The organism is Klebsiella sp. CN_Kp091, assembly GCF_040065095.1.
Taxonomy (GTDB): domain Bacteria; phylum Pseudomonadota; class Gammaproteobacteria; order Enterobacterales; family Enterobacteriaceae; genus Klebsiella; species Klebsiella aerogenes.
In genome coordinates this window covers 94,355-112,509 of the sequence record NZ_JBEAIO010000006.1, presented here as the reverse complement: position 1 = coordinate 112,509, position 18,155 = coordinate 94,355, and the positions used below count along the sequence as shown (strand labels likewise).

The 18,155-nt window shown below is 51.7% G+C and carries 18 protein-coding genes and 3 tRNA genes; 5 read left to right on the top strand and 16 right to left on the bottom strand.

Annotated features, from left to right (window positions below; all coding sequences use genetic code 11):
• The first annotated feature begins 78 nt into the window (after positions 1-78).
• On the top strand, positions 79-501 hold the full coding sequence (gene uspC / locus ABLV17_RS06870) for a universal stress protein UspC (protein WP_308958929.1): 423 nt from the start codon (positions 79-81) through the stop codon (positions 499-501).
• A 28-nt stretch (positions 502-529) separates the two neighbouring features.
• Here the strand turns inward: uspC and otsA are convergent, their stop codons facing one another.
• The 5 genes from otsA to ABLV17_RS06845 all read right to left on the bottom strand — a co-directional run bounded on the left by otsA (position 530) and on the right by ABLV17_RS06845 (position 6,436).
• The gene (otsA, locus tag ABLV17_RS06865) at positions 530-1,945 is read right to left on the bottom strand and encodes an alpha,alpha-trehalose-phosphate synthase (protein WP_113373561.1); all 1,416 of its coding nucleotides are present in this window, start codon (positions 1,943-1,945) and stop codon (positions 530-532) included.
• A complete protein-coding gene (gene otsB / locus ABLV17_RS06860) occupies positions 1,920-2,723 on the bottom strand; it encodes a trehalose-phosphatase (protein ID WP_113373560.1) in 804 nt (267 codons plus the stop codon). Before otsB ends, otsA begins: the two co-directional genes overlap by 26 nt.
• Before the next feature lie 161 nt (positions 2,724-2,884).
• On the bottom strand, positions 2,885-3,865 hold the full coding sequence (gene araH / locus ABLV17_RS06855; protein ID WP_045390289.1) for an L-arabinose ABC transporter permease AraH: 981 nt from the start codon (positions 3,863-3,865) through the stop codon (positions 2,885-2,887).
• 14 nt (positions 3,866-3,879) lie between these two features.
• Positions 3,880-5,394 (bottom strand): L-arabinose ABC transporter ATP-binding protein AraG, encoded by a 1,515-nt coding sequence (araG, locus tag ABLV17_RS06850; RefSeq protein ID WP_087860526.1) that lies wholly within the window; start codon positions 5,392-5,394, stop codon positions 3,880-3,882.
• A gap of 61 nt (positions 5,395-5,455) precedes the next feature.
• Positions 5,456-6,436, bottom strand: a complete 981-nt coding sequence (locus tag ABLV17_RS06845) for an arabinose ABC transporter substrate-binding protein (protein ID WP_087860664.1) — start codon at positions 6,434-6,436, stop codon at positions 5,456-5,458.
• 777 nt (positions 6,437-7,213) lie between these two features.
• Here ABLV17_RS06845 and ABLV17_RS06840 point away from each other — a divergent pair.
• On the top strand, positions 7,214-7,717 hold the full coding sequence (locus ABLV17_RS06840; protein WP_032711938.1) for a non-heme ferritin-like protein: 504 nt from the start codon (positions 7,214-7,216) through the stop codon (positions 7,715-7,717).
• A 56-nt stretch (positions 7,718-7,773) separates the two neighbouring features.
• Here the strand turns inward: ABLV17_RS06840 and ABLV17_RS06835 are convergent, their stop codons facing one another.
• Positions 7,774-8,025: a DUF2766 family protein gene (locus tag ABLV17_RS06835; RefSeq protein ID WP_015365964.1), complete on the bottom strand. Its 252-nt coding sequence runs from the start codon at positions 8,023-8,025 to the stop codon at positions 7,774-7,776.
• A 127-nt stretch (positions 8,026-8,152) separates the two neighbouring features.
• On the opposite strand from ABLV17_RS06835, the gene ABLV17_RS06830 reads away from it, so the two are divergent.
• Positions 8,153-9,577 carry an MFS transporter gene (locus ABLV17_RS06830; RefSeq protein WP_348854156.1) on the top strand — a complete coding sequence of 475 codons (1,425 nt, stop codon included), beginning with the start codon at positions 8,153-8,155 and terminating at the stop codon, positions 9,575-9,577.
• A 44-nt stretch (positions 9,578-9,621) separates the two neighbouring features.
• On the opposite strand, the gene ABLV17_RS06825 is transcribed toward ABLV17_RS06830, so the two are convergent.
• Positions 9,622-10,260 (bottom strand): RpiB/LacA/LacB family sugar-phosphate isomerase, encoded by a 639-nt coding sequence (locus ABLV17_RS06825; protein ID WP_113373558.1) that lies wholly within the window; start codon positions 10,258-10,260, stop codon positions 9,622-9,624.
• Positions 10,261-10,644: 384 nt separating this feature from the next.
• On the opposite strand from ABLV17_RS06825, the gene ftnA reads away from it, so the two are divergent.
• A complete protein-coding gene (gene ftnA, locus ABLV17_RS06820; RefSeq protein ID WP_015365960.1) occupies positions 10,645-11,142 on the top strand; it encodes a non-heme ferritin in 498 nt (165 codons plus the stop codon).
• Between the two features lie 35 nt (positions 11,143-11,177).
• Here ftnA and ABLV17_RS06815 read toward each other — a convergent pair whose 3' ends face one another.
• Positions 11,178-11,417, bottom strand: a complete 240-nt coding sequence (locus tag ABLV17_RS06815) for a YecH family metal-binding protein (protein ID WP_047037243.1) — start codon at positions 11,415-11,417, stop codon at positions 11,178-11,180.
• Between the two features lie 193 nt (positions 11,418-11,610).
• On the opposite strand from ABLV17_RS06815, the gene tyrP reads away from it, so the two are divergent.
• Positions 11,611-12,822, top strand: coding sequence for a tyrosine transporter TyrP (gene tyrP / locus ABLV17_RS06810; protein ID WP_113373557.1), 1,212 nt, complete (start codon positions 11,611-11,613; stop codon positions 12,820-12,822).
• Between the two features lie 25 nt (positions 12,823-12,847).
• On the opposite strand, the gene ABLV17_RS06805 is transcribed toward tyrP, so the two are convergent.
• The 8 genes from ABLV17_RS06805 to uvrY form a co-directional block, all read right to left on the bottom strand.
• Positions 12,848-13,516 (bottom strand): YecA family protein, encoded by a 669-nt coding sequence (locus ABLV17_RS06805; protein WP_015705973.1) that lies wholly within the window; start codon positions 13,514-13,516, stop codon positions 12,848-12,850.
• 119 nt (positions 13,517-13,635) lie between these two features.
• Positions 13,636-14,202 (bottom strand): DUF805 domain-containing protein, encoded by a 567-nt coding sequence (locus ABLV17_RS06800; protein WP_308958335.1) that lies wholly within the window; start codon positions 14,200-14,202, stop codon positions 13,636-13,638.
• Between the two features lie 298 nt (positions 14,203-14,500).
• Positions 14,501-14,587: transfer RNA gene (locus ABLV17_RS06795), tRNA-Leu, on the bottom strand.
• A 13-nt stretch (positions 14,588-14,600) separates the two neighbouring features.
• Positions 14,601-14,674, bottom strand: a tRNA-Cys gene (locus ABLV17_RS06790).
• 40 nt (positions 14,675-14,714) lie between these two features.
• Positions 14,715-14,790, bottom strand: a tRNA-Gly gene (locus ABLV17_RS06785).
• Positions 14,791-14,941: 151 nt separating this feature from the next.
• On the bottom strand, positions 14,942-15,490 hold the full coding sequence (gene pgsA, locus ABLV17_RS06780) for a CDP-diacylglycerol--glycerol-3-phosphate 3-phosphatidyltransferase (RefSeq protein ID WP_045390257.1): 549 nt from the start codon (positions 15,488-15,490) through the stop codon (positions 14,942-14,944).
• Positions 15,491-15,547: 57 nt separating this feature from the next.
• On the bottom strand, positions 15,548-17,380 hold the full coding sequence (gene uvrC / locus ABLV17_RS06775; protein WP_308958334.1) for an excinuclease ABC subunit UvrC: 1,833 nt from the start codon (positions 17,378-17,380) through the stop codon (positions 15,548-15,550).
• The gene (uvrY, locus tag ABLV17_RS06770; protein ID WP_087860521.1) at positions 17,377-18,033 is read right to left on the bottom strand and encodes a UvrY/SirA/GacA family response regulator transcription factor; all 657 of its coding nucleotides are present in this window, start codon (positions 18,031-18,033) and stop codon (positions 17,377-17,379) included. The genes uvrC and uvrY overlap by 4 nt, the downstream gene beginning before the upstream one ends.
• Between the last annotated feature and the right edge of the window lie 122 nt (positions 18,034-18,155).

Below are 18,155 nucleotides of genomic sequence, written 5' to 3'. Positions count from 1 at the left end.
GCGAATACCCCTTGTGGAAAAATGGAATTAGGAGTAAAGAAAGTAGAAAGGTCCCGTTGCGTATCTCAAGGAGGCTAGATGCCCTACTCTCATCTGTTAGTCGCCGTCGCCCCAACGCCGGAAAGCCGCATGTTGGTCAATAAAGCGGTGTCTATAGCACGTCCGTTCAATGCGCAGGTCAGCCTGATCACGCTGTCGACAGATCCGGAGATGTATAATCAGTTCGCCGCGCCGATGATGGAGAATTTGCGTGAGATTATGCAGGAGGAGACACGTAGCTTTCTTAATGAACTCGCCGCCCAGGCGGAGTATCCCATCAGCAAAATGACTATCGCCAGCGGCGAGCTTTGTCATCACGTGAAGGATTTTTGTCGTCAGCATCACGTCGACCTGGTGATCTGCGGCAACCATAACCAGAGCCTGTTTTCCCGCGCGACCTGTTCAGCGAAGAATATCGTCGGCAGCAGCGGCGTTGATGTGCTGTTGGTTTCCCTGGAATAAGCTGATGCCGAAGCATCAGCCGTTTTGACTACGCGGAGGGAGTAACTACGGTTGGCTGCTGGCAGCTATCTTCATGCGACTTTACCCGCTTTAGATCGGCAACAAACTGCGCCTGCCAGTTATCAATATCATTACTCTCGATCGCCTTGAGCATTTTGCCATGGCGAATAATTCGCTCGGCAAGCGGCATCGTAAGTGCGCGATCCAGCGCCGCCGCCACTTCATCGCGATCGTAGGGGTTGACGATGAGCGCGGAAGTCAGTTCATTAGCCGCGCCAGCGAACTGCGATAACACCAGCACCCCTGGGTTTGCGGGATCCTGTGCGGCGACAAACTCCTTGGCTACGAGGTTCATGCCGTCGCGCAGCGGCGTGACAAGCCCCACGTCGGAATAACGAAATACCTTCATGAGCAGTTTGCGATCGAAATGCTGATTCAGATAATACAGCGGCGTCCACCCCAGTTGACCATAGTGGCCGTTGATTCGTCCGGCGGCCGTTTCCAGCTGATGGCGGATATCCTGATACGCCTGAACATCACCCCGCGAAGTGGGCGCTATCTGGGTATAGCGAATTTTCCCACGATGCTGCGGGTAGTTTTCCAATAGCGCCTCGTAAGCCTGAAAACGCTCCGGCAACCCCTTGGAGTAATCCAGCCGCTCAACGGAAAAAATATTCTTAACTCCTTTTAGTTCAGCTTTCAATTGAGCCAACTTCGGCGGCAACGGCCCGCTGGCGCTGCGCGCGACCTCCTGAGGCTCAATGCTTATCGGATAGACGGCAGTACGGAACGTCTTGCCCCAGGCGCGGTATTGCTGATGCCCCACTTCGCATAAGGTGGTTTGCTGGGCGACGCAATCAACAAATGCCTGTCGGTCATTTTCGGTCTGAAAGCCGAGCAAATCATAATCACAAAGCTGTTCAAGAAGCTCCGCATGTGGAGGTAAGGCGTTGAATATTTCAGGCGTCGGGAACGGAATATGCAGGAAAAAGCCGATGCGGTTCTTCACACCGTTTTTGCGTAATTCGCTGGCAAATGGCAACAGATGATAATCATGAACCCAAATCATATCGTCGTCGGCTAGCAGCGGCAGCAGCTTTTGCGCCACGGCAGCGTTAACGCGTAAATAGCCATCCCAGGCCGGACGCTGAAAATTGACTAAGTCGAGACGATAGTGAAAAGCGGGCCATAGCACCGCATTGGAAAATTGATTGTAGTAGAGTTCGTGGTCTTCTTCGCTCAGGTTGAATGAGGCCCAGGAAATATCCCCCTTACTCACCTTCTTCAACGGCTGGTTATCATCGCCGATTTCCCCACTCCAACCAAACCACGTGCCGCCGCTCGCCTTCAGCGCACCTAAAATGCCCACCGCCAGGCCGCCTGCGCTGGCCTTTTTATCATTCGGCGTTGCAATACGGTTAGATACTACGACTAAACGACCCATGGTCATCCCTCCCGTTAGTGAATACATCCAGGCATTGCGTATTGTCGACGACATGACGTAACCACTGATGTACGGCGGCAACATTTGCCAGCCGCCAGCGCGCCTGTGTGTCGCCTTGTCCAACTTTTATCGATATTCCGCCTAATTGATTAACCATAGTAAAACCCGCCTCATCAGTCAGGTCATCGCCGATAAATACCGGCGTTCGTCCCGCAAAAGGCGCTTCCCGCATAAACGCGGCAATCGCTTCACCTTTGTTGATGCCACGTGGCTTGATCTCTACGACACACTTCCCTTGCTGAATGGCCAGAATCGGATAACGCTGTACGATTTCCTGCGCCAATGCCAGGATGGCGCTCTGGTGTTGTGGCGCCTGGCGATAGTGCAGCGCAAAAGCGATGCCTTTATCTTCCAGTTCACTGCCAGGCAACGTCTGGAGCGCCGACGTTAATGCTTCGCCGACTTCACGGCTGAGCGCCGGCGGTAGTGATACGTCATGTCTTTTTCCATTGATATCGCGGCGTTCAGCCCCGTGGACGCCGGCAAGCGGTAATCGCCAGTGACGGGTAAGTGCATCGAGCTCTGCGAGTGAGCGCCCTGAAATCAATGCCACAGCGTCATGTTGCTGCTGTGCCAGTAATCGCAACATCTGAAGGACGTCTTCGGGGATAACAACCTGATCGGGATGAGGTTTGATATCGGCAAGCGTGCCGTCAAGATCCAGAAAAAAAGCGTGGTTTCCGGTTAGCTCAGGCGGTACAGATATCTGGTCAGCCACCCTGTGTTCCTCCTTATCATGGCCAGCGTTATGCTGGTTGTTAACTAATTGTTAGCCATGTAAGTATAGACAGTGTGACCAGCCTCGCCATTTTTGATAGTCACCGCCAGCGCAGCGGGCGCCGGCGGGACATTAGGAGTAGACTTAAAAGTTGCGCGCAATTAATGCGAACGTTTCGCTTTTTGCTTGTAACGGTCGAAGATAACCGCTGCCAGCAATATTACCCCACGGACCACATATTGCGAGAATGGCGAGATGTTCAGCAGGTTCATCGCATTCTCCACGGTACCCAGGATCAGGATCCCGGCCACCACATAAGAGATCTTACCGATCCCGCCTTTTAGCGAGACGCCGCCCAGGACACAGGCCGAGATCACAATCAGTTCATAACCAATTGAGGTCATAGGCTGCCCGCTGGTCATGCGCGAAGCCAGGATAATCCCCGCCGCCGCCGATACCAGACCTGAAAGAACGAAGATGATGATCTTGGTACGAACAACCGGCACCCCTGCCAGGCGCGCCGCCTCTTCATTGCCCCCTATGGCCAGCGTGTTGCGGCCAAAGGTGGTTTTATTCAGTAGCAGCCCAAAGACGATCAGGCAGGCAACCGTCAGCCAGATAGGCGCCGGCAGACCAAGCCAGTTGGCATAACCCAGGGTGAAGAAACGTTCATCCTCAATGCCAACCGCTTTACCATCGGAAATAATATAGGCCAGCCCGCGGACGATTTGCATGGTAGCCAGAGTTGTGATTAGCGCGTTGATTTTCAAACGCGCAATAACAAAACCATTCACCAGCCCGCTGACCGCCCCCAATAGTAATCCGGCGGCAATACCAATCCACAGACTTTCGGTGAGATTAATAACGACTGCTGTCGTCACACCGGCACAGGCAATGACCGAAGCGACTGACAGATCGAAATCCCCGGAGGCCAGGCAGAACAACATACCGCAGGCAACCATTCCCGACATGGAAATCGCCAGCCCCAGCCCTTTCATATTGACGAAAGAGGCAAAGTTAGGAACAAAGATCACGCAGCCGATGAACAACACGGCGAAGACCACCAGCATACCAAACTGATCCCAGATTCGGCCGAAGCTGAAAGAGGATCGTGCGGCGCTGGGCGTAGTTACAGATGACATCATTCACTCCTTAATCAGGCTACGGCCTGGCTGACTTTAGGCATCGCAAGGCTCAGCGCCTGCTGTTCATTCGCGTCTTCATGCAGCAATTCACCGGCCACTTCACCTTCGCGCATGACGACGATTCGGTCAGCGACGCCGAGCACCTCTGGCAGGTCGCTGGAGGCAAAAACGACCGCCACGCCAGAAGCCGCCAGCGCATAGATAACGTTGTAGATTTCATGCTTTGCGCCAACATCGATGCCGCGGGTCGGTTCATCAAGCAGGATGACCTTCATCTCTTCCGACAACCAGCGACCAAGAATAGCCTTCTGCTGATTACCACCGGAGAGATTCATAATTAACTGTTCAGCTCCTGGGGTTTTGATATTGAGCGATTTGATATGCTGTTCGGCATTACTCGCTTCCCAGGCGTTGTTAATCAGGCAGCCGGCATGAATATGCTTACGTCGCGCGCTGATATTGATGTTGTCGCGCACCGAATGTACCGGAATGATGCCCTCAGCTTTGCGATCCTCCGGACACAGCATCATTCCCGCCTGAATCGCCTGCGCGGGTTTGCGAATGTTTATCGCCTGACCGTCGATATAGACCTGACCGCCGGTAATTCTGCTGCCGCCAAACAGCCCTTTCATTAATTCACTGCGTCCGGCCCCGACCAGACCGAACAAGCCGACGATTTCGCCGCTGCGTACCGATAAACTGATCGGCATTCTGACGCCTGGTGCTTTAACCTGATCCAGTCGTAACCGCTCGCTGCCATATTCACGCGCTTTCCAGCCGTAGATATCGCCAAGATTACGCCCTACCATCGCTTGCACGAGGGCATCGTGATCCACCAGCCGCATGTCATCGAAGGTGCGCACGTAGCGGCCATCTTTAAACACGGTAATGGCATCGCTGAGGGCGAAAATTTCCTCCATACGGTGCGAGACGTAAATAATCACCCGCCCTTCTTCACGCAGTTCGCGGATGACGCGAAACAAATTGTCGATTTCGCGTGCAGAGAGTGAGCTGGTAGGTTCATCGAAAGCGATGATCTTCGCGTTACGCGCCAGCGCCTTGGCGATCTCTACCATCTGCCACTGGCCGATCGACAAATACTTCAGCGGCGTTTCCGGGTCGATATCCAGCCCCAGATGCTCCAGCTGCAGCCGCGCTTCATAGTTCAGCAATGACCGGTTCACAATGCCGCCTTTATGCGGCAACTGGCCCAGATAGATATTCTCCGCCACGGTCATTTCCGGGATCAGATGAAGTTCCTGATAAATAATCGCTACGCCAGCATTCAGCGCAGCGGTAGTATTCGTGAATGCCATTTGTTGGCTATCGATTTGCAAATGCCCGGCGGTTGGAATGTAATTACCGCTGAGAATTTTTAAGAGAGTGGACTTCCCGGCGCCGTTTTCACCCATCAGCGCATGGATCTGCCCGCGATAGCAGTCAAAGCTAATGTCAGACAGTGCTTTAACGCCCGGGAACGTCATGGTGATACCGCGAAATGAGAGATAAGGGGTAGATTGTTGCATAACGACTCCGCTCAACTACGCATAACCTCCCGCCAGCGCGGGAGGCAGAATGAACCCGGCCTTACAGCCCTTTCTTAGCCAACTCTTGCTTAAAGTTGTCGCGGGTAATCAGCACCACGTCCGTCACGGCGGTAAATTTCGGCGGCTCGGTACCTTTGGTCACCCAGTTGTAGAGCATCTCACTAGTTTTATAGCCATGGATATCCGGGCTTGGCAGCAGAGAACCATAGAACCCTGTCGGCTGGGCTTTCGAAAGCTCGTTCACCGCGTCGACGCCGTTAATACCGATGCCGATAACATCCGGCGCTTTAAAGCCCTGGCCTTCAGTTGCCCGTACGCCGCCCAGCACGGTGTTATCGTTCATACCAACAATTAACCAGTGTTTCACCTGCGGATGCTGAACCAGCATGGAGTTGCCAGCATCGAAGGCCCCTGGGATATCATTGGATTTGGTTGGCACGCGATAGATCTGTTTTTCCGGGAACCCCGCTGCTTTCAGTGCGTCAATCGAGCCGGTGGTGCGGCGGCGGGCAGTATCCAGTTCATCGGCGGTAATCGCCATCACGCCGGTATCTTTCACGTCCCAGCCGCGTTTTTGCATCTCTTTATACAATTCCTGCCCCTGACGAGCGCCGATTTCGCTGGCGGCCATCATAACCAGCGGCACGCTCTCCATCGGCTTACCTTTGGCATTAACAAACTGATCGTCGACGGTGATGACTTTCATGTCATAGCCGCGAGCCTTGGCAACAATCGCCGCCCCCAGTTTTGGGTCCGGGGTGCAGATGACAAATCCCTTCGCGCCGCTGGCGGCGAGGCTGTCGATTGCATTAAGCGTTTTTTCACCATCTGGCACCGCGATTTTAATCACCTCAAAGCCCAAATCCTTGCCGGCTTTATCAGCAAATTTCCACTCGGTCTGGAACCAGGGCTCCTCTGGCTGCTTCACCAGGAAACCGAGCTTGAGGGTTTCAGCCATAGCTGATTGTGACATAACCGCCGCGAGACCAATGGCCGCCAGCGCTTTAGTAAATTTGTGCATGGTAAACTCCAGCTTTAATTCGCTTTTCTGTAGGGAAAAATCGGACTTAAATTTTTTATCAGTCTTAAAACAAGGCATTAGAAAAAACGCAATCAACATTGCCGTTGTTAAAATAGTTTTAACTGGAAATTATTTATCCATACGAGAGCGTCATCACACCGCAGAATTACAGTAATTGCGTACATAAATTCAGCAAAAAATGACATAAAAAAAACGCTAATTGTCAGACAATTAGCGTTATGTGTGGCACAATAGTCCATATCACCAGCAGACTTATCCTTGTGGGTTCGCTAACGCCATCCCGGGCTACTCTACCCTTCGATTCTCCGTCAGCTTATACGTTATTCTTCCACTTCTAACAAAAAATGATCTATCACAAGTTCATTATCATCTCGCTATTTCCGAATAATGAATAAGCTATGATCGATATATGAATTTACCGTTAAATCACCTTCATTAATACAAATTAACTAGCTCTACGAGCTATTAAATATAACCATTTAAATTCAATGCGTTACGATTTAAAAACCACAAAAAAGACAATAAAAACAAGCAGTAAAACTGATGTTGTAACAAATCGTAAATAACGCATGTTGAGAGTTTTCTTATTCGACATCTAAGGGTATTCTTGATGTATCGGCAGATATAAATAAATATTCACGTGCAAATGGAATGCACCGTATTTATTTCCTGCCTATTGCGTTGCGCTTGCAAAACTCGCCCGTGAGGCGATGGTAGCGCGTCATACTTCCCATGCGGATAAATAAGGATATTGTTATGGCAGTTCCAGGAATGGTTCAGAAATTAAATACCCAGATTAATCTCGAGTTTCACGCATCAAATGTTTATCTACATTTAGGCGAATGGTGCGCGCAGCAGCGTCTCAACGGCACCGCCACCTTCTTGCGTACCCGAGCTCAATCAAGCGTGACGTTAATGATGCAGGTTTTTGACTATATGAAAAAGGCCGGCGCCTGGCCAATTGTCAAAGCCGATGAAAGCTATCCCCCGCAATGCACAACGCTTGAAGAAGTGTTTGCCAAAACCCTTGAAGAGTATCAGCAACGTAGCAGCATGCTGTCCGGTCTGGCGCAGGAAGCCAAAGCGCAGCGCGATGACACGACGTGGCGTTTTTTGACGCTGCTGGAGAAAGAGCAGCAGCAAGATGGGCTGTTACTACAAACCGTTCTTGAAGAAATACGGACTGCTGATAAAGCCGGGCTCGGTATGGAGCAAACGGACCGCCGACTTCTCAATCTCATCTCGCCTCAACAGCACTAATTGAATCTGGCCGTTTCAGACTGCAACGGCCAGGCAATCAACTTCTCAGAGATAATCTAGTGCGCCTCGCCCTGCGGGGTAAACTTCAGCTCAATCAGCGCAATTGCTTTTTGCACTGCGCGCAGCGTCACCGGATCCGCCGAAGCAGGGTTACTCGCAAAATCAATCGCTTTTAACTGCGTCGCCATTTTTTCGCGCACCTCGACCGGGGCGATAACGTCAATCACATCGAGGATCTGTTTGATGACCAGCTGGCATGCGACGACATCGGATACCAACTCATCTTGTTCAGTGAAAGGTTGAGACATTTTTTACTCCTATTTTCAGGAGCGTAATAGTAACCTAAATCGCACCAGATAAAAAAACATGTGCGGGAGCGGCGAAAAGAAAACGTACCGCAAAGATACTTATTCACTTTGCTATGGCAACGAATTAATGGGTACAACAACAATTACGCCGAAAACAGGCGCTTTTTCCACCCCGGCATTATTGGTGGCTGGCGCTTTCTTTATGGAGTTTCTCGATGGCACGGTCATCGCTACCGCCCTGCCTGATATGGCGAAGGAGTTTGGCGTAGCGGCGGTCGCGCTCAATATTGGCATCAGCGCCTACCTGATCACCCTCGCGGTGCTGATCCCGGCCAGCGGCTGGATTGCCGACCGCTTCGGCGCGCGGAAAGTGTTTACGCTGGCACTCGCCATTTTTACCCTCGCCTCCGTTTTCTGCGGTTTATCGCGCAACCTCGAAAGCTTTGTGACAATGCGCATTCTACAGGGCGTCGGCGGCGCGCTAATGGTCCCCGTCGGGCGACTGGCGGTGTTGCGCACCACGCCCAAAGATCAGCTCATCAAAGCAATCGCCACGCTAACCTGGCCGGCGTTGGTCGCACCGATAATCGGCCCGCCGCTCGGGGGCTTCATTACCAGTTACGCCAGCTGGCACTGGATCTTTTTTATTAACGTTCCGCTCGGGCTACTGGCGATGGCGCTTTCGCTACGCATCATTCCCAATATCCGTGAAGAAGAACGTCGCCCTTTCGATCTACCCGGTTTTGTGGCGACATCATTGGCAATGATAAGCCTGGTGGCGGCGATGGAACGACTCGGCGACCAACAGCCGCAAAGCTGGCAAACGCTGGCGCTATTGGCGACGGGTATTGGATGTATGGCTTTTGCGCTACGTCATTTCCGCCGCGCCGCCTGGCCAATGGTACGGTTGGACGCTCTGCGGGTTCCTACTTTCCGGGTAACCATGTACGGCGGTTCACTATTTCGCGCCTCGATAAGCGCCGTCCCGTTTCTGCTTCCGCTACTATTCCAGGTAGGGTTCGGTATGGATGCTTTTCATTCCGGGCTACTGGTGCTGGCCGTTTTTGTCGGCAATCTCACTATCAAGCCCGCAACTACGCCGCTCATCCGCTGGTTGGGGTTTCGCCGCTTATTGCTGATTAACGGTGCGCTGAATGTCGCCTCGCTACTTGCCTGCGCGCTGTTAACGCCGCAAACGCCGGTATGGCTGATAATGTTGATCCTCTATCTTGGCGGGGTGTTCCGTTCCATCCAATTTACCGGCGTCAGTACGCTCGCTTTTGCCGACGTTCCTTCCGCCCAGATGAGTTATGCCAATACGCTGTTCAGCACCGCTTCACAGCTGGCGGTTGGGCTCGGAATCACTCTCGGCGCTATCGGCATTCGCATCGGTGAACAGTTGAGCGAGTGGTTTAACCTGACGACGCTACCGGGAATTGATTTCCGTTTGGCGTTTGTCTTTATCGCGCTGATCTGTTTGATAGGGATGATTGATACGCTGCGACTTACGCGAGATGCCGGTAGCACGGTATCCAGTAAAGCACGACCATAACAAACAGGCCCGCATATTGATGCAGGCCTGTTTGAAAAGCCCTATTAGCCTATAATCTGGCGTACGAAAGCTTCGATTTCTTTATCCTGGCAGTTTTCGAAGAAGCATTGCTGGAACCGCGGCCCGGAAACGGCGGTTTTTACCAGTTCCGGATCGATAGCTCGTAAGGTATCAAGATAATTTTCTTTCACCACCGCCGCTTTCACTTTATTCAGAATCCCAGCATTGCGAACCTGCGGCTCTTTACGTTCCGGCGGATAGCCCTCGCCATTACGGCCGGTGAAGGCCTTCTCGAAGATAAAGCGCACGTTAAGCTCCGCCCCCCAGCCAAAGCCTTTAGCAAAAGGCAGCGACAACGCGTTACCGTTGTTGATTTGGGCAAACAGGAAGGCATCCGCCGGGTCAATACAATAACCACAGACTACTCCGGGATGGATGTTCAACGACATCAGCGCCCCCTGCCCGGTTCCACAACCGGTCACCACAAAATCGACCGCTTTGGAATTCAGCAGGATGCTGGCCATGATACCCAGATGGATATAGGTGAGATGATGATCCTGTTCATCGCTCATTCCTACGTTGTAAACCGGGAAGCCTTTTTCATCGGCAACGGCATTAAGCTCGTTGAGAATGATAGCATTTTTGCTGGCCTGGCTGTTTTCCATCATCAGTGCGATTTTCATGCTGAACTCTCCTGAATACTGTCCGGGCGCTGCCCGATATGTGTTAGCGTTATCAGGACTCTACTACTTCATAAATGCTTTTTCAAACTTTATGAAAAGGTGTTTTATAAAAAGCATGACGCTTCACACTTCCAGCCTCACTCGGCCCGACCCTACCGTTCCATGTTCACACCACTTAATATTTGTAGTTTCTCTTTGCGCGATAATTTACGAAATAAATATCAAATTAAAACCATTCTCATTTATTATTATATTGCCAATGCGTTTTATTCCCATTTGCATTTTTACTAATTGATTTTTTTAATTTACTTTTTGCAAATAAATTACTAACAAATTATAGTGATGGCACAATATGATTTAATCTTTATTTCCGGAGTGGACGCCATGCTGAAAGCAGAAATGATCGAAAAACTTAATGAGCAAATGAATCTTGAGCTTTATTCTTCTTTGCTTTATCAGCAGATGAGCGCATGGTGCAGCTACCATAGCTTTGAAGGTGCAGCCGCCTTTCTCCGCCGCCACGCGCAGGAAGAAATGACGCACATGCAGCGCCTGTTCGACTATTTGACCGATACCGGCAGCCTGCCGCGCATTAATGCCATTAGTTCGCCGTTTGCCGAATATGCTTCGCTGGATGAACTGTTCCGCCAGACCTATGAACATGAACAGTTAATTACGCAAAAAATTAATGAACTGGCGCATGCGGCAATGACCAACCAGGATTACCCGACCTTTAATTTCCTGCAATGGTACGTAGCAGAACAGCATGAAGAAGAGAAATTATTCAAATCTGTTATTGATAAACTGACCCTTGCCGGTAAAAGCGGTGAAGGCTTGTACTTTATCGATAAAGAACTGGCAACCCTCGATACGCAAAACTAATTCCCACAGCGGCGGCCTCCCCGGCCGCCGCGCGCTCAATGACGGCAAATTTTACTCTCGCTGGTATTGAAACCCTCTTCAACTGCGATGAATTTTCCTTTCCGCTGCAAAAACGTCACCAGTTGCGCCGCGTCCAGATCCTGCGCCGAACAGGTGTGAAAGCGGGCATCTTCGCCAAATTGTCTCTTAATGGCCGCTTCGAGACTGGCAACGCTGTACGACTCGCCCGATGCGATCATCATCTGCAGTACTTCATGACCATGAATAGATGACATAACTCCTCCTGTAAAGCGTGCAGCATATATCAGCATGCGCCTGGCGGCTTTGCGCCAACGCAGCCTTTTCTGCCCCCCCATAGATGTAAAGATATAATTACACCACTTGTAACCATCATTTGACGAAATCACTCATTTCACATACTCTGCGCGACATAATTATTCGTTCATTCCTTCATAGATAGAGAAAAGCGTGAAGAACCGCACTCTGGGTAGTATTTTAATCGTTGCCGGTACCACCATTGGCGCCGGTATGTTGGCGATGCCGCTCGCTTCAGCGGGAGTCGGTTTTGGCGTCACCCTGGTATTACTGATCTCGCTGTGGGCGCTGATGTGCTACACCGCCCTGCTGCTGCTGGAGGTTTATCAACATGTCCCTGCGGATATGGGATTAGGCTCACTGGCGGCACGCTATCTCGGCCGTTACGGTCAGTGGATTACCGGTTTCTGTATGCTGTTTCTGATGTATGCGCTAACGGCGGCCTACATCAGCGGCGCTGGAGAGCTGCTGGCCTCCAGTCTTAATCAGTGGCTGAACTGGAGCCTACCGCCTTCTGCTGGCGTATTGCTCTTTACCGGCATTGGCGGCGCGGTGGTGTGCATCGGTACTTCTCTGGTCGATCTGTTTAACCGCTTTTTATTTAGCGCCAAAATTATCTTCCTCGCGGTGATGCTGGTGCTGCTGCTGCCCCATATTCACCAGATAAATCTTCTGACGCTGCCGCTACAGCAGGGACTGGCGCTATCCGCTATTCCGGTGATTTTCACCTCGTTTGGTTTTCACGGTAGTATTCCCAGCATCGTTAGCTACCTGAATGGCGATATCCGCAAACTGCGCCGCGTGTTTATCATCGGTAGCTTCATTCCGCTGGTCGCCTACATCTTCTGGCAACTCGCCACGCTTGGCAGCATTGACTCTCCGGCCTTTACCGCCGTGCTGGCGAAGAACTCCGGCCTGAACGGCCTACTGGCAGCGATCCGCGATGTTGTCGCCTCGCCGCATGTAGAGGTGGCGGTACATCTGTTTGCCGATTTCGCCCTGGCGACGTCTTTCCTCGGCGTCGCACTGGGTTTGTTTGATTACCTTGCTGATTTGTTCCAACGTAAAAATACGCCTGCCGGGCGTGTTCAGAGCGGCGTCATCACTTTCCTGCCGCCGCTGGCGTTCGCCCTGTTTTATCCGCAAGGTTTCGTGATGGCGCTGGGGTACGCCGGCGTGGCGCTCGCCGTACTGGCGCTGATGCTGCCATCATTGTTGGTAATGAAGAGCCGAAAACTGCACCCGCAGGCGACATGGCGTGTACCGGGCGGCTCGATTGCGCTATGGCTGGTATTGGGCTGTGGAGTGGCGATTGTGGCCATTCAATTCGGCATTGTGGCGGGATTACTCCCCGCGGTGGGATAACAAAAGGGGCCATTTGGCCCCTTTTTTATTTAGCTAAGCAACACTGCTTATACTTTTTGCCGCTGCCGCAGGGGCAAGGATCATTACGCCCCACCTTGGTCTCATTTCTTACCGGTTGCTGCACGGCCGTCGGCTGAGCATTTTCCATCCAGTAATTATATAAAGCCAGCGCAGCGGGCTTGATGCTATCAACGCTTTCGACAAATTCATCCGCGGTCAGCGTATCGAGCGCTTCGAAACGTTCTTCCGTTCCGTGCAGCGCAATGGCATCGAGCTGTGGCTGCAGTTCTGCAGGTAACGTCGACCAGTCGCACAGCGCAACGCCACGCATATAGCCAAAGCACCACTCTTCAACGATGGTCAGCTCCTGGCCTTCAAACTCGCGGGTGCCGAACAGGGGGTCAAATTGCTCCGGGTAGTCGGCCAGACGTTCGGCGATGTCGCTCATATGCTGCAGCGTCAGGTTGACGAAACGATCGCGTTCACGATCGTTAGCCCAGCGCGGCACGTTATCCGCTCCACCCCAGATAGCCAGCAGCCACTGCGCGGGTTCGATTTCGCTCGGCCCGGATAAGATAGCCGTTAACAGACCATCAAGTTCGGAGACATCAAGGATGGCGCCCTCGGTGGCATATTTCGACAGGATCTCATCCAGCCACTCAAGTTCACTTTCGTTCAGGGGTCCGGTTTTCATTACAGGCTCATGATGGTAGAAAAATGGCGCTTACAGTAGCGAAAACGGGAGGAGAAAACCACCCGCTCTTGCTCACACAGGTGAATTTATTAACGCCGGCAGACCCGGCGGCGCATCAATTACATATCTTTAATGATATTAGCACGCATCACTTCGTATTCACTTGCGCTTATAACGCCCTCATCGAGCATTTTCTTAGCCTGTGCCAGGCGCTCTCTGACGTCATCCGCGGCAGAATTCTTACCCATCGTGTTACCGCCGCTGTTGCCATCGTTCTGTTCCTCGCCAAAGCGATTACTGCCAATGGTGCCACGGGTGAAAATCATCCAAATCGACATTATCAACGCGGCCAGGCCGCCCAGCGCGATCACCCATACCCATACTGCGGCTCTGCCCTCTTCGACGGTAGCGGCAATACCAATCAGACCGATCAGCATAATGCCGTAGGGCGCCAGCAACCACCAGCCGGATTTGTTGAGATCGTGCAAACGACGCACCGCAACCGCGATCCCCGGAATGATAATAATTAACCCGAAGATACCGCCAACGACGGGGATCAATCCCAGGATCGCGGACAATATAAAGTTAGCAATGGTAAAAACCACATATTCCTGGCGCGCGGAGCGGCCGCGGAAAGTGGCGTATTTTCGAAAACAGTTCCCGTAGCTTTCAAGCAACGTGGCCATAAGATCCCTCATATATAATTATCATTGCCATTAAGGCGTCACATACCCAAAGGATATCAATACAGCGTTAACATTAACGTCAGTGATATATTACCTTAAATGGTTTGCAAATTTCCTGATAAAAATAGGTAAGGGAAACGCGGTAGATTTCAGCGTATTCATGACCGATTTATAGCGCTCAAAGCCTAACTCGGCTGGTGGGAAGGATGTCAAAAAAGGACAATTCAGAAATGAAAAAACCACCCGGAGGTGGTTTCACGACACTGCTTATTGCTTTGATTATTCTACTTTATCCCAATGGTACCCGGAGTGGGACTTGAACCCACACAGCGCGAACGCCGAGGGATTTTAAATCCCTTGTGTCTACCGATTCCACCATCCGGGCTCGGGATATAAAGTGGAGGCGCGTTCCGGAGTCGAACCGGACTAGACGGATTTGCAATCCGCTACATAACCGCTTTGCTAACGCGCCTTTAATACCTAAACACCCGCTACTGCCGATGCTTTCAATTTGGAGCGGGAAACGAGACTCGAACTCGCGACCCCGACCTTGGCAAGGTCGTGCTCTACCAACTGAGCTATTCCCGCATCATCAAGTAGATTAGGTAATCACTTGATTTTGTTATCGTCTGGAAGACTGTGCCGCCGTTCGATGCGTTGCATTCTACTTATCTCACGCGGTGAGTCAACGGTATTTTTCGCAACTTCGTCTCGTTTGCTGAAATTTGCGTCGAAACGATCACTGTTCAAGCAAATCGCCGCGTGCAGCGTTCAAATATTGCAGCATTGACCACAGCGTCAACACCGCAGCAACCATGAACAGAACGATACCTGCCCACTCCACCCACATATTCGGCCGCCACAGCATCCAGACCAGCGCCGCCATCTGAGCTGTCGTTTTCACTTTACCAATCCATGATACGGCTACGCTGCTGCGTTTACCCAGCTCTGCCATCCACTCGCGCAGAGCAGAAATAATAATTTCACGCGCGATCATCGTCGCTGCCGGCAATGTCACCCACCAGGTGTGGTAGTGTTCGGCAACCAGCACCATAGCAATCGCCACCATTACTTTATCCGCGACTGGATCAAGGAAAGCGCCAAAACGCGTGCTTTGGTTCCAGCGACGCGCCAGATAGCCATCGAACCAGTCGGTAACGGCAGCCACAAAGAAAATTAACGCGCAAACGAAAGGTGCCCAGCTGAAAGGCAGATAAAACGCCAGCACGAAAAACGGTATCAGAATAACGCGAAACAGAGTGAGCAACGTCGGAATATTAAATTGCATGGTAACGGGTAACTATATGTTGTAAGTGTAAATTAGCCCTATGGTGCTACAGAGCCCCTAATGTTTCAACGAGTAGAAGATCTTTTCTGCCAGTCCGTGAGATATACCCGGTACTTGCGCAATTTCTTCTACACTGGCCTTCTGCAAACCCTGCAGACCGCCCATATACTTCAACAACATCTGTCGGCGTTTCGGGCCAACGCCTTCAATCGTCTCAAGAGTACTGGTACTTTTCACTTTCGCCCGTTTTTTACGGTGCCCTGAGATAGCATGATCGTGCGATTCATCGCGAATGTGCTGGATAACATGTAAAGCAGGAGAATCCGGCGGCAGACTAAAGCCCTCGCCTTCTGGTTCAAAGAATAAGGTCTCCAACCCGGCTTTACGATCGCTCCCCTTCGCCACCCCCAGTAGCAGAGGATGATTTTTATCCCACGGTACGTCCAGTTCGGCAAAAACGGCTTTGGCCTGGCCAAGCTGGCCTTTACCACCGTCGATCAGGATAACGTCAGGGATTTTGTTCTCTTCTATAGCTTTACCGTAGCGGCGGCGTAACACCTGATTCATTGCCGCGTAATCATCACCAAGGGTAATACCGGTAATATTGTAGCGGCGGTATTCTGCCCGCAGCGGACCATTGCTATCGAACACCACACAGGAAGCGACGGTTTGCTCCCCCATGGTGTGGCTGATATCAAAACACTCCATCCGCTTCACCGCGGGCAGTTTCAGCAACGTCGCCAGGGCCTGCAAACGCTGGCTGACCGTTGATTGCTGTGAAAGCCTGGTGGTCAGCGCGACGGCGGCGTTGGTGCGCGCCAGTTTCAAATAGCGCGCGCGATCGCCGCGGGGTTTGGTCTGCACATTCACCCGACGACCGGCCAGTTCGGAAAGCGAATCGGCAAGAAGGGTTTTATCGCCCAGGTTGAAATCGAGTAAAATTTCCCCCGGTAAGGTTCGCATCTGGCTGCCCTGCAGGTAGAACTGCCCCACGAAGGTTTCCACGACCTCACCCAACTCGGTACCACCCGGAACTTTCGGGAAATAACTGCGGCTACCAAGCACCTTGCCCTGGCGAATAAACAGCACATGCACGCAGGCCATTCCGGCATCAAAAGCCACGCCGATAACATCCAGATCGTCGCCGGTATTGGAAACGAACTGTTTCTCAGTCACCCGGCGTACCGCCTGGATCTGATCGCGAATACGGGCGGCTTCTTCAAATTCCAGCGCCTGGCTGGCCTTTTCCATCCGGGTAATCAGTTGCGTCAATACCTGGTCGTCTTTGCCCGCGAGAAACAGCCTTACGTATTCTACCTGCTGCTCATACTCTTCTTCACTCACCAGCCCGGCGACGCACGGCCCTAAACAACGACCGATTTGATATTGCAGACAAGGACGCGAACGGTTGCGATAGACGCTGTTTTCACACTGGCGAATGGGGAAGATTTTTTGCAACAGCGCGAGCGTTTCGCGAACTGCGTAACCGTTAGGGAACGGACCAAAATATTCGCCTTTGGCGTGTTTAGCACCGCGGTGCATCGCCAGTCGCGGATGGGTGTCGCCGCTGAGAAAAATAAAAGGATAAGATTTATCGTCGCGCAGCAGCACGTTGTAACGTGGTTGATATAGCTTGATGTAGTTATGCTCAAGCAATAACGCTTCCGTTTCGGTATGGGTAACGGTTACGTCAATTTGCGCGATCAGCGCCACCAGAGCCTCGGTTTTACGCGAAGCCAGGTTGCTACGAAAATAGCTGCTAAGCCGCTTTTTCAGGTCTTTAGCTTTACCAACATAAATGACGGTACCGCCGGCATCATACATACGATAAACGCCCGGTTGGCTGGTAACCGTCTTGAGGAAAGCTTTTGCGTCAAAAACATCACTCACTGACTTGCTAACGACTCCGCATTGCACAGGCCATGGCGAATTGCCAGGTGAGTTAGCTCCACGTCACCATGAATGTTTAGTTTACTGAACATTCGGTAACGATAGCTATTCACCGTCTTGGGACTCAGGTTTAACTGTTCTGAGATCTCATTGACCTTTTGGCCCTTGGTGATCATCAGCATAATCTGCAATTCGCGTTCAGACAAACTGGCAAACGGCGATTCCGTTTTTTCCGGTTCAATTTGACTGAGCGCCATCTGTTGGGCGATGTCGGAAGCGATGTAACGCTGACCCGAAGCAACGCAACGAATCGCATTGACCACTTCCTGCGGGGCTGCGCCTTTACTTAAGTAACCGGCGGCGCCAGCTTGCATGACCTTCGCAGGCAGCGGATTCTCAGTATGTACGGTCAACATGATCACTTTGGTATCGACAATAGCGCGCGCAATTTTACGCGTTGCTTCAAGCCCCCCGATACCCGGCATGTTCATATCCATCAGGACCACGTCCACAGGATTCGCACGGCACCACTTCACGGCATCCTCGCCGCAGCAGGCCTCACCGACAACTTTAATCCCTTTTATATCTTCCAGAATGCGTCGTATCCCTGCGCGCACTAGTTCGTGGTCATCAACAAGAAGTACGTTGATCAAAGGAATAATCTCCAGAATTAGGGATAACGCTACTGATAGTTTATCTCACATATATTACCGGGTTTTATCGTAACTTTAAAAGCCCAAAAAGTGTCCTGGAGAAGATTTCTCTCCCATTTATG